The 11,522-nt window shown below is 72.5% G+C and carries 10 protein-coding genes; 7 read left to right on the forward strand and 3 right to left on the reverse strand.

Features of this window, described 5'->3' with window-relative positions:
* Positions 1–135: 135 nt before the first annotated feature.
* On the reverse strand, positions 136–1,050 hold the full coding sequence (locus FO059_RS18965) for an SAV_6107 family HEPN domain-containing protein (protein ID WP_328592901.1): 915 nt from the start codon (positions 1,048–1,050) through the stop codon (positions 136–138).
* On the opposite strand from FO059_RS18965, the gene FO059_RS11835 reads away from it, so the two are divergent.
* From FO059_RS11835 to FO059_RS11845, 3 genes are all read left to right on the forward strand, one after another.
* Positions 1,049–1,675 carry a GNAT family N-acetyltransferase gene (locus FO059_RS11835; RefSeq protein WP_143909003.1) on the forward strand — a complete coding sequence of 209 codons (627 nt, stop codon included), beginning with the start codon at positions 1,049–1,051 and terminating at the stop codon, positions 1,673–1,675. The genes FO059_RS18965 and FO059_RS11835 overlap by 2 nt on opposite strands.
* Before the next feature lie 98 nt (positions 1,676–1,773).
* Complete coding sequence (locus tag FO059_RS11840) at positions 1,774–3,438, forward strand: phytoene desaturase family protein (RefSeq protein ID WP_143909005.1); 1,665 nt, start codon at positions 1,774–1,776, stop codon at positions 3,436–3,438.
* 276 nt (positions 3,439–3,714) lie between these two features.
* Complete coding sequence (locus tag FO059_RS11845; protein WP_143909007.1) at positions 3,715–4,353, forward strand: LppM family (lipo)protein; 639 nt, start codon at positions 3,715–3,717, stop codon at positions 4,351–4,353.
* A gap of 22 nt (positions 4,354–4,375) precedes the next feature.
* Here FO059_RS11845 and metF read toward each other — a convergent pair whose 3' ends face one another.
* Complete coding sequence (metF, locus tag FO059_RS11850; protein WP_143909008.1) at positions 4,376–5,320, reverse strand: methylenetetrahydrofolate reductase [NAD(P)H]; 945 nt, start codon at positions 5,318–5,320, stop codon at positions 4,376–4,378.
* Between the two features lie 331 nt (positions 5,321–5,651).
* Here metF and FO059_RS11855 point away from each other — a divergent pair, with 331 nt between their 5' ends.
* From FO059_RS11855 to FO059_RS11870, 4 genes are read left to right on the forward strand one after another with little or no spacing between them, the layout of a single operon-like run.
* A complete protein-coding gene (locus FO059_RS11855; RefSeq protein ID WP_233266703.1) occupies positions 5,652–6,710 on the forward strand; it encodes a polyprenyl synthetase family protein in 1,059 nt (352 codons plus the stop codon).
* Positions 6,710–8,407: a phytoene desaturase family protein gene (gene crtI / locus FO059_RS11860; protein WP_143909012.1), complete on the forward strand. Its 1,698-nt coding sequence runs from the start codon at positions 6,710–6,712 to the stop codon at positions 8,405–8,407. The genes FO059_RS11855 and crtI overlap by 1 nt, the downstream gene beginning before the upstream one ends.
* Positions 8,407–10,041, forward strand: a complete 1,635-nt coding sequence (locus FO059_RS11865; protein WP_199256989.1) for an alpha-(1->6)-mannopyranosyltransferase A — start codon at positions 8,407–8,409, stop codon at positions 10,039–10,041. Before crtI ends, FO059_RS11865 begins: the two co-directional genes overlap by 1 nt.
* 4 nt (positions 10,042–10,045) lie before the next feature.
* Positions 10,046–11,125 carry a phytoene/squalene synthase family protein gene (locus FO059_RS11870; protein ID WP_233266704.1) on the forward strand — a complete coding sequence of 360 codons (1,080 nt, stop codon included), beginning with the start codon at positions 10,046–10,048 and terminating at the stop codon, positions 11,123–11,125.
* Here the strand turns inward: FO059_RS11870 and FO059_RS11875 are convergent.
* Entirely contained in the window at positions 11,028–11,405 is a 378-nt protein-coding gene (locus tag FO059_RS11875) for an Rv2175c family DNA-binding protein (protein WP_143909014.1), read from the reverse strand. The genes FO059_RS11870 and FO059_RS11875 overlap by 98 nt on opposite strands.
* Positions 11,406–11,522 lie beyond the last annotated feature (117 nt).

The following is an 11,522-nucleotide window of genomic DNA, read 5'->3' on the forward strand; positions in this document are numbered from 1 at the left end:
CCAGCACCCGTCCATTACGGGCGCCTAACACCGATAATACTGTTCGGCATCGGACCGTACCACCGAATACCCCACTCCCCGGTTCGAATAAACCGTCGGCGCCGCGCCGCGCCGTCGCCCCGCGCCCCGACCGTGTCACCCTGCCCGCAAAAGGGGGTGGCCGGCACCGCGACCGGAGTCCGACGGCCCGACGCCGGCCAGGTGCGACTCGACGGCGTCGAGGAAGTCCCTCACCGCACCCGCCAACGCATCCGCCGCCGGGCCGTCGACTCTGCTTGTGACCCCGGCCTCGACTGCGGCCCTCGTGGCCGAGAACTGCGCGAAGTGGTCGGCCCACGCCTTCCACCCGGGCCCCACCGAAGCCAACCGCGCCCAGGCACTGCGGGACGCACCCCTGCGCGGACGAGGGGGCGGCGACGACGCCAGGACCGCGGCCGCCCCGCGCACGGCCGCGACATAGGACGTCACGAACCGCTCCGCGGGCCGGTCCTCCGCACCGCACAGCGCCTCCGATAGGAGCGAGTCCGCCCGGCCGAGCAGCTGCGCCGCGCGCGGAGACCGCGAAGGCGACGGCGCAGCCCCGCCGATTCCGCGTGGCGCCGCCGTGCACGGCCCGCGGCCGCCTCCCGCCGCTTTCACGGCACCGGCAGCACGCGCAGTGGTTGCAGCGCCGGCAGTGGTTGCAGCCCCGGCAGTGGTTGCAGCGCCCGCGCTCATCGCCCTCATCGCGTCCTTCGCGCTCATCGCTTCTCCTTCGTCTCCGTCGCGCCCGCCCTCGAGCCACTCGACCGTGCGATTCCGGGGCCTGCGGTACCGTTCCTGCGTCGGGCGACACCCGTCCGACACCCGCCTCACGTACGCCCGACGCACGGACCGCAATGCGACCCGCTCCGACCCGGCCCGCCACCCATGGAAGGGACCCGATGCCCGGTACGACCCGCTTCCCTCGGGCCGCACCGGACCATCCGGCATCGAACAACGGTTCGATGTCAACAATGCTAAGCGGCGCCTCCGACAACTTTGCCGCCCCACAGGAAGTTCACCGGTCATGAGCCTGATCGTCACCGAGATCCCGGCTCAGGTCCTGCGTACCCGGCTCTTCGAGGCGCTTGCGGTATACGTGGCGGCGATGGACTACCCGCGCGGAGTCGAACACAGTCGCGCACCGATGTGGGCCGAGCACATGCTCCGGGAGGGATGGCGGGCGGTCGCCGCCTTCGAGGTACCGGACGCGGAGTCCGGCGGCGGCGCGGGCGGCACTGCGGTCGGTGCACCCCGACCGCCGCAGGTCCCCGATTCGGCCGAGCTGATCGGCGTCGCCTACGGGTACCGCGGCGCGCCCGCATACTGGTGGGACCGGCAGGTGCGGTCTGCGCTGCGCGACGCCGCCGGCCGGCAGGGCACGGAATTGATGGCCGACTACTTCGAGCTCACCGAGATCCATGTGGCACCGTCCGCGCAGGGGCGGGGCATCGGCGCCGCGATGCTGACGCGGCTGCTGTCCGGCCGGACCGAGTCCCGGGTCCTGCTGTCGACGCCTGAGGTGCCGGGCGAAGAGAACCGCGCGTGGCAGCTGTACCGCAGGATGGGGTTCGAGGACGTCCTTCGGCATTTCCGGTTCCTCGGCGACCGCCGCGATTTCGCCGTCCTCGGCCGCGCACTGCCGCTGCCCTGAACGCCGCGGCGGCGAAGGCGCTGCCGCGGGAGCGGCCACGCAGCACGGCCCGGGACTCCTCGCGGACGAGTGGCCCGAGATCCCGATAACCTGTCCTGGTGTTGGATGCGATCGTCGTAGGCAGCGGCCACAATGCACTCGTCGCGGCCTGCTATCTCGCCCGGGAGGGATGGTCGGTCGAGGTCTTCGAGCGGGACACGGTCCCCGGCGGTGCGGTGTCGACGGTCGAAAGGTTCCCCGGTCACCTGGTCGACCGCGGGTCGTCGGCGCACCTGATGATCCGGCAGAGCGGCATCATCGAGGAACTGGGCCTGGCCGACCACGGCCTGTCCTACATCGACTGCGACCCGTGGGCGTTCGCCCCGGCGCCGCCGGAGTCGCCGGACCGCCCGGGCATCGTGTTCCAGACCGACCTGCCGGCCACCTGTGCCTCCATCGAGGCCGCGTGCGGCGCGCGCGACGCGGACGCCTACCGCCGGTTCGTCACCGAGTGGGCTCCGCTCGCCCGCAGCGTGATGCGCGCATTCGCCCGCCCGCCCGGGGCCGCGGGACTGTCGCGCGCGTTCGGCCCGTTGGGCATGCCCGCGTTCCTCGGCGGCGGGCACCCGCCCGCCGCGCTGGCGCGCAGGTTCCTGTCCACCGGCGATGCGCTGCTCGACTACTACTTCGACGACGAGCCGCTCAAGGCCGCGCTCGCCTGGTTCGGGGCGCAGTCGGGGCCGCCGATGTCCGAGCCCGGAACCGCACCCATGGTCGGCTTCGCCGCCCTCATGCACCGGATGCCGCCGGGGCGCGCGGTCGGCGGCAGCGGCGCACTGACCACCGCACTCGCCGCCCGGCTGCGGGCCGACGGGGGAACGCTGACGACGGGCGACGCGGTGACCGCGCTGCGCCGGACGGACTGCGGGTGGGCGGCGACCACCGAGCACGGCCGGACGGTGCGCGCCCGTACGGCGATCGCCGGATGCCACATCCTCACCACCGTCGACCTGCTGACGGAGGGTGGGGCGCTACCCGAATCCGCCGCGGCGGAGCTGCGCCGCGGGATCCGCGTGGGCCCCGGCATCGGCATGGCCGTCCGATTGGCGACCGACTCGCTTCCCGCGTATCCCTCCGCGCCGGACGATCGGCCGGGTCCCGGCGTGCACGCGGGCCTGCAGCTGCTGGTCAGCGACCGGGCACATCTGCGCACCGGGCATGCCGCCGCCCTCGCGGGCAGGCTTCCGCCGCGCCCGGCCGCGCTCGCGATGACGTTCAGCGCACTGGACGCGTCGCTGTGCCCGGAGGGTCGGCACCAGATGACGCTGTGGTCGCAGTGGCATCCGTACCGGATCGCCGACGGGACGAGGTGGGAGGACGTGGCCGAACGGGAAGCCGACAGGGTGGTCGACGAAATCGAGCAGTACGCACCCGGAACGCGCGAAACGGTGACGGACCGCTACGTGCAGTCTCCGCTCGGGCTCGAACGCGAGCTGGGTCTGGTCGGCGGGAACATCATGCACATCGAGATGTCGCTCGATCAGATGCTGGCCTTCCGCCCCACCCCCGGGCTCGCCGGGCAACGCATGAGCGGCATCTCCCCCGCCCCGGGCCGCGACGACCCCCTTGCCGGGCTCTATCTGACCGGAGCGTCGACGCACCCCGGCGGCGGCGTCAGCGGGTACAGCGGCCGCTCCGCGGCCCGGCTCGCCCTCCGCGACGCCCGGGCGGGCGGTCTCCGCCGTCTGCTTCCGGCCGCCCGCGGCCGCACCCGCCGCGCGTAGTCGGCGCCGTCGCCACAGGCGCCGTCTCGGCCACCGCCGTTCGCACTGCCACGTCGGGCGCACGGCCCGCCTGATCCCCCGCACGGAGCGGCCTTCACGCGACGCAAGGCGTGCCACTCCCACGTTCGCCCGGACGGACCTGGCACGATGACTGCCGTGCCCATCACACTCCGGCCAGTCCCGTCGCGCATCCGCACCGCATCGCACACCGGGGCGGACTCCCCCGCGCCACCTCGCGGTCCCCGCTCACGGGTACCGCGCCGATCGCGGCGCACCATGGCCGGCGTGCTTCTGCTCGCGGTGCTGCTCCCGCTGCTCAGCGGCTGCCTGCGGGTCCAGGTGACGATGGGCGTATCGAAGAACGACGAGGTGACCGGCCATATCGTCGCGGCGACCATCCCGAAGTCCGGGGAGGACCGGGGGCCGCAATTGACCGTGCCGAAGGGGCTCGAGGACAAGGTCCGCGTGCAGGACTACCGGCAGGACGGCTACGTGGGCACGGAGGCGTACTTCCGCGAACTCACATTCAGCGAGGCGCGGGATCTGGGCCGGATGATGCCCGACCACAGCAGGGACTTCGGTCTGACGTTCACCCGCACGGGTGACACGGTGACCTTCGACGGGCGCGCAGACCTGTCGAACGTGCCCGAGGGCGCCGACGTGGAGATCAGCATCAACTTCCCGACCCGGCCGGCCACAACCGACGGCACCCGCGGCTCCGACACCGGCGTCACCTGGAAGCTGCCGACGGGGGAGGAAACGAGCATGCACGCCGTCGTCAACTACGAGGATCCGGCGTCGAAGGGGCTCACCTTCTGGGTCTCGATCGTCGCGGTCATCGCGCTGGCGGCAGCCGCGCTGGCCGGATACGTGGCGTGGCGCAGCAGGGACACCTCACCCAAACCCGGACGGTGACCGCCGGAGCGCCCTGCGGCGGTCAGCCCGCCGCGGGCGCCGCGACCAGCCCGAGGTTCTGCAACACTTCGCGCGTGGCACGCGAGAAGTTGAGCGTGATGAAGTGCAGCGCGGGGACCCCCTCGGCGATCAGCCGCTCCGCCATCCCGGTCGCGAACTCGATGCCGATCTCGCGCACGGCGGCGCGGTCCTCCTGCGGCCCCGACCCCGCGGCCGCGGCCAGCCTCTCCTCCAGCAGCGGGGGGAGCGCGGAACCGGAGAGCTCCACCATCCGCCGCACGGAGCGCAGCGACGTGATGGGAAGGATCTCCGGGATGATCGGCTTGGCGCCCTGCTCCGGGTCGGCCGCCGCGATCCGGTCGCGCAGCCGCAGGTAGTCGTCCACGTCGAAGAACACCTGGGTGATCGAGTACTCCGCACCCGCGCGCAGCTTGCGCACCAGGTAGCGGGTGTCATGGTCGAGGTCCGGTGAACGGTGGTGCCCCTCCGGGAAGGACGCGACGCCCAGGTGGAAATCGCCCAGCTCGCGCACCAGGTGGACCAGTTCCTCCGCATAGTGCACGCCCTCGGGATGCGCGCACCACTCCCCCAGCGGATTCCCCGGCGGGTCGCCGCGCAGGGCGAGGATGTTGCGGATGCCCTTGTCCGCGTACGAGCCGACCATCGCACGCAGCTCGTCGATGCTGTGGTCCACGGCCGTCAGGTGCGCGACGGGGGTGAGGGTCGTGTGCTCCGCGATCTCGCCGGTGATGCGCACCGTGCGGTCCCGGGTGCTGCCGCCGGCGCCATAGGTGATCGAGACGAACGCGGGCCGCAGTTGCTCGAAGTCCCGCACCGTCCGCCACAGCCGTGCCTCGGCCGCCTCATCGCGTGGTGGAAAGAACTCGACCGAGAAGGGGGTGGTCCCGGAGTCGTGCGCAGCGATGCTCTCGACGACGGACGGCATGCCCGTCACCTGCAAAGCCATGTGTTTCCCCCGATCGCACCGATTCCCATTGCACGATCATAAGGTCAGCGGGAGGCAGGCCACCACGCCCGAGCCCCGCAGTGATCTCCGACACGCATCCGTGGCGCGCCCCACATCCGGGTGCGACGTAGAGTTTTCCGCGTAGCGCGCATGCGCGGGACCGCGCCGGCCGGTGCGCCGCCCCACTGCACCGCCCCGCGATCACCTGGTCGCCGCGGCGCACAGTCTGACGCTGCACACCTAGGAGGCTGCCCTGACAACCGGAGAAGACTCGCTCGGACCACGCGCGGAGGCCGACTCCCCCGCCGCGCAAGCGAACGAGGGCGCGGCGGTGCGCGATGCGGTCGATGCCGCGCTCCGCGATTTCTTCGCGTCGCGCCGTCCCGTCGTCGCCGGCGTCGGCGCCGAGTTCGCCGAGGCGGCGGAGCTTCTCGAGGAGTTCGTGCTGCGCGGAGGCAAGCGCATGCGCCCACTGTTCGCGTGGACAGGCTGGCTCTGCGCCGGCGGGGACGCCACCGGCGACAGGGCCGACGCCATGCTCCGGGCGTGCTCGGCTCTCGAGCTCGTGCAGGCGTGCGCCCTGATCCACGACGACTTCATCGACTCGTCCGATACCCGCCGAGGCCATCCGACCGTGCACGTCGACGTGGCCCGGCGCCATCGGGCCGTCGGCTGGACCGGCGACTCCGATCATTTCGGCGCGGGTGTGGCGGTGCTGCTCGGCGACCTCGCACTCGCGTGGGCGGACGACATGCTGCGCGAAAGCGGCCTGCCGTCCGACGCCCACGCGCGGATCTCACCGATGTGGTCCGCAATGCGCACCGAGGTGCTGGGCGGCCAGCTGCTCGATGTCATCACCGAGTCGCGCGGTGACGAGTCCTTCGACGCGGCGATGCGCGTGAACCGGTTCAAGACCGCCGCCTACACGGTGGAGCGCCCGCTGCAGTTGGGCGCGAGCGCCGCCGACGCCGACGCGGAGATGCTCGACGTCTTCGGCGGCCTCGGCATCGACCTCGGGATCGCCTTCCAGTTGCGCGACGACCTGCTCGGAGTCTTCGGAGACCCCGCCGTCACCGGAAAACCGTCCGGCGACGATCTGCGCGAGGGCAAGCGCACGGTGCTGCTCGCGCTCGCGCTCGCCGAGGCGGACTCCGCCGATCCGGACTCCGCAGCGCTGCTGCGCAGCAGCATCGGCACCGATCTGACCCATGCGCAGGTGGCGGGACTGCGTGAGATGATCTCGGGGCTCGGGGCTGTCGACGAGGTGGAGCGCATGATCGCCGAGCTGACCGACCGCGCGCACGCCGCGCTGGACGGCAGCGGCGCCACCGGGGACGGTGCGCTCCTCCTCCGGTCGATGATCACCGCCGCCGCGCACCGGCGCCTGTGATGCGCACCGTCGTCGGCCCGTCCACCCGGATCGTGGTGGTCGGAGCCGGGCTGTCCGGGTTGTGCGCGGCGCTGCACCTGCTCGGCGCGGGACGGCAGGTCACCGTCCTCGAGCGCGACGCCGCGCCCGGCGGCCGGATGGGGGTCCTCGACGGCCCCGGCTACCGCGCCGATTCCGGCGCCACCGTGCTCACGATGCCCGAGCTGATCGACGACGCGCTCGCCGCCGTCGGAATGACACGCGCCGACGCCTCACCACCACTGCGCCTGACCCGCCTCACCCCCGCCTACCGCGCCCGTTTCACCGACGGGACGGTCTTCGACGTGCACAGCGACCCCGAGGCGATGACGGAGGAGGTCGCCCGCGTGTTCGGCGCCGCCGAGGCCGAGGGCTACCTCCGGCTGCGCGCGTGGCTCGAGCGCATGTTCACCGCGGAGTTCGACCGCTTCCTCGACTCCTCCTTCGACTCCCCCCTGGACCTCGTCGGCTCGCCCGGTGCGCTCGCGGACCTGGCCCGGGTGACGGCGCTCGGCGGGTTCGGCCGGCTGGGCCCACGCGTCGCCCGCCACATCCGCGACCCGCGCCTGCGGAGGGTGTTCACCTTCCAGTCGCTGTACGCCGGTCTCGCCCCCCGCCAGGCGTTGGCGGTGTACGGCGCGATCCCGCACATGGACACCTCGCTGGGCGTGTACTTCCCCCAGGGCGGCATGCACGCGGTGTCACGGACGCTCGCCGACGCCGTCATCCGAGCGGGCGGGGCCATCGAGTACTGCGCACAGGCACGCTCGGTGGACATCGCGGACGGCCGCGCCCACGCGGTGCTCACCTCCGACGGCCGCATCCATGACTGCGACGCACTGGTGATGACACCGGACCTGCCGGTGACCGACGCGCTGCTCGCCTCCGCGGGGGCGCCGCGCCACCACGCGCTCGCCGGCGGGCGGTTCCGCCGGACGCGCTGGTCGCCGTCGGCCGTGGTGCTGCACGGCACGATCCCCCGCGGCACCGCCGGTCCGGTCGCCGACGCCTGGGACCGCCCGCACCATCACACGATCGACTTCGGCGGCGCGTGGGAGGAGACGTTCGCGCAGATTTGCGCGCGCCCCGGACGCGGTTCGCTGATGGCCGACCCGTCCTTCCTGCTGACCAGGCCGGGGCTGACCGACCCCGGCCTGGACGCGGAAACCGCCGCCGGCCCCCGGGAGCTGATGTCGGTCCTGGCGCCGTGCCCCAACCTGCACAGCGCACCTCTGCCGTGGGACGAGCTGGGACCGTCGTACGCCGGCGACATCCTCGCCGTCCTCGAGCGGCGCGGGTACACCGGCATCTCCGATCCGGCCCGCGGGCTGCGCGTGGACCATGTGTTCACCCCTGCCACCTGGGCGGCACAGGGAATGGGCGCGGGCAGCCCGTTCTCCGCGGCGCACACCTTCCGGCAGACCGGACCGTTCCGGCGCCCCAACCTGGTGCGCGGGCTCGAGAACACCGTGCTCGCCGGATGCGGCACCAACCCCGGGGTGGGCGTGCCCACGGCGCTCATCTCCGGGCGCCTGGCGGCCGAGAGGATCATCGGCGGCTCGTCGCGCCGCCGGATGCACCCGGAAGGCGCCGAAGACCGCTCCGGTAATGTGAGCCGCTCACGTCCATCCGCCCCGGACCCCGCACCGGGGGGCACACAGGGGGCTGATCAGCGCTGATGAACCCGCGCCCCCTGACATCGCACCCTTCGGCCCGGGCGCCGGAGACCGCCGCGCCCGGCCAGGCCCCGGCGGCCGGCGCCGCACCCACCGTCGCGGAGCGTGTGCGGCAGGCCGCGGCATTCGTCGTCCACGGCCCCGGACGCATGGCTTGGCCGGGTTTCCTCGGCGTCGTCCTGATGGTGTTCGGCGGATTCGGATCGGGTGCACTGCGCAGGCAGGACCCGCTGCTCGACACGGTCTTCCTCTCCTGGCTGCGCTACGGGCACGGGAAGATCGTCGCCGGTGCGCTCGTCTACATCGGTCTCGTGCTCATGTTCTATTCCTGGGTGCGGATCGGCCGGGCGGTGCGAGCCGGCGGATTCACCCCGGCGCAGCTCGGCGGCCTCGCGGTGGCGTGGGCCGTGCCGATGCTGTTCTCCGTGCCGCTTTTCAGTCGCGACGCGTACTCGTACCTGGCGCAGGGGGCTTTGCTCCGGGACGGCTTCGACCCGTACGACGTGGGCCCTGCGGTCAATCCCGGGCCGCTGCTGGACAACGTCAGCACGGTGTGGACGACGACCACCGCGCCGTACGGGCCCGCGTTCATCCTGATCGCCCGCGGCGTCACCATGATCACCGGCGACAACGTGGTCACCGGGACCATGGCGCTGCGCCTGGTGATGCTGCCCGGCCTTGCGCTGCTGCTGTGGGCGATACCGCGGATGGCGCGCAACCTGGGCGGGTCGCCCGCCATAGCCATGTGGGTGGCCGTCCTGAACCCCTTGGTGCTCGTGCACCTCATCGGCGGGGTGCACAACGAGCTGCTGATGGTCGCGCTGCTCACCGCCGGCATCGTCGCGGTGCTCGAACGCAAGCACCTGCTGGGCATCGCGGTGATCTCCCTCGCCGTCACGGTGAAGGCCACCGCCGGCGCCGCACTGCCGTTCATGGTGTGGATCTGGATGCGACACCGGCGCGAGGACCGCGAGCGCGACGCCGAGCAGCCGCGGTGGTTCCCCGAGTTCCTGCGCACCGCCGTCCCGTCGGTACTGGTGTTCGCCGCCGTGTTCGCGGCGGCCACACTCGCCGCGGGCATCGGGGTGGGCTGGATGACGGCGCTGTCCGGCGCGAACAAGATCATCAACTGGCTTTCCCTGCCGACCGCGAGCGCGCAGCTGTACACCGTCGCCACGTCCTGGTTCACGGGCGTCGGGCTCGCCCCGGTACTGGAGATCGCGCGGCTGATCGGCGAAGCGGCGCTGGTGGTGATCGTCGTGCTGGTCGTCGCCCGCTTCCGCAACTCCGTCCATGAGGCCATGCACGGCGTCCTGTACTCGATGATCGCCGTGGTCGTGCTCTCCCCGGCCACGCTGCCCTGGTACTACACCTGGCCGCTCGCGGTGGCCTCCGGCCTCGTCGTCTCCGGGCGGGCGATGTCGATGGTGGCCGCGTTCAGCGTGTTCACCATGCTGATCTTCCGGCCCGACGGCTCCATCGGGATGTACCAGTGGTACCACGTGCTCCTGGCCGCCGGCTGCGCCGCAGTGGCCGCGATCGCGCTGCACCGCGAGGATCCGCTCCGGCTGCGCGGGTTCCTGCGGGGCCAGGGCGGGGCGCCCGTCGCCGGCGTCGCCCGCGGTGGGGACGGCTGATCCCGTGCTCGACGACACCCTGCGCGCCGCCGGCATCGCCGCCGGGGAACCGACCCTGCGCAGCTCCTACGCCCACTGCCGCAGAATCGCGGCCGCCCACGGCAAGAGCTACCATCTGGCCGCGCGCATGCTCCCGCCGCGGCGGCGCCCGGCCGTCAGCGCGCTCTACGCTTTCGCGCGCGGCGTCGACGACCTGGTGGACCTGCCTCAGGCCGGCGTCCGCCCCGCGCAGCTGTCGGCCCGCCTCGAGGCCATCGACACGGCGATCACCGACGCCCTGACCCGGTCCGACGACGCCTGCGCGACGGTGGGCATTCCGCACGTGGACGGCAGGGTGTCGGCGGCCTTCCTCAACACTGCCCGCGCCTACCGGATCGACCCGGCACTGTTCTCCGCGTTCCTCGGATCGATGCGGATGGACATCCCCGGCACGGACGAGCATGTCGCCCACTACCCCACGATGGCGATGTTGGAGACGTACATGCACGGCTCCGCAGCCGTGATCGGGTTGCAGATGCTCCCCGTGCTCGGCGCCGGCCCGGAGGCGGCCGAACCCGCGGCCGCCCTGGGGTGCGCCTTCCAATTGACGAACTTCCTGCGGGACGTCGGCGAGGATCTCGACCGGGGCAGGATCTACCTGCCGCTCGACGAGTTCGCGGAGTTCGGGGTGGACGCCGACCGCCTCTTCGAAACGCGGCGCTCGGGGCGCCCCGACGCGGCGGTGCGCGCCGCACTGGCACACTTCGCCGAGCGCGCACGCGATCACTACCGGCGGGCGGAGCCCGGTGCCGCGATGTTGGCTACGCGGCAGCGGATGTGCGTCCGGGCCGCCACCGCCGTGTACGCGGAGATCCTCACCTCCATCGAACGCGGCGGCTACCGCGTGTTCGACAGGAGGACCGTCGTGCACCCCGCGCGTCGGTGCCTCCTGGCCGCTCGCGCCGCCTGCCGCCCGGAGCCGACGGCGACCGGTTCCCCCACGCCGGTCAGAACGCCATCGCCTGCGCCCGGCGCACCACCTCCCGGGCATGATCTCCCCTCAGCACGTCGGCGGGCCGGCCGGGCAGCGACGGGTCGTCCGTGAACAGCCAGCGCAGGATCTCACCATCCGAATAGCCGCCGTCCCGCAGCAGGGCGATGGTTCCGGGAAGCGACCGGACGACCTTTCCTCCCTGCCCGTCGTCGGTCAGGAACCCGGCAGGCACGCCGACGACCCCGTGGCGGCGGATCGCGATGAACTCGTGCCTGCGCAGCATCTCGTGGGTATGGGTCACGGGAACCGACAGCAGTTTGGCCACATCCGGCAACTGCAGCAGCTCCACCGACTCGTCCAGCAGGTCTTCACAGACGGGAAAGGTGCTCACACCACCACGGTAGCGGTATGGCCCGGACCGCACCCGGGCCCGCCCCCGGCGTAGCGGATCATCCCGCATGCCGAGTAACGGATAACATGGTTGGCCGGTCCGGATCCAGGAGGTGCA

Origin of the sequence: Tomitella fengzijianii, from assembly GCF_007559025.1 — a bacterium.
Classification (GTDB): domain Bacteria; phylum Actinomycetota; class Actinomycetes; order Mycobacteriales; family Mycobacteriaceae; genus Tomitella; species Tomitella fengzijianii.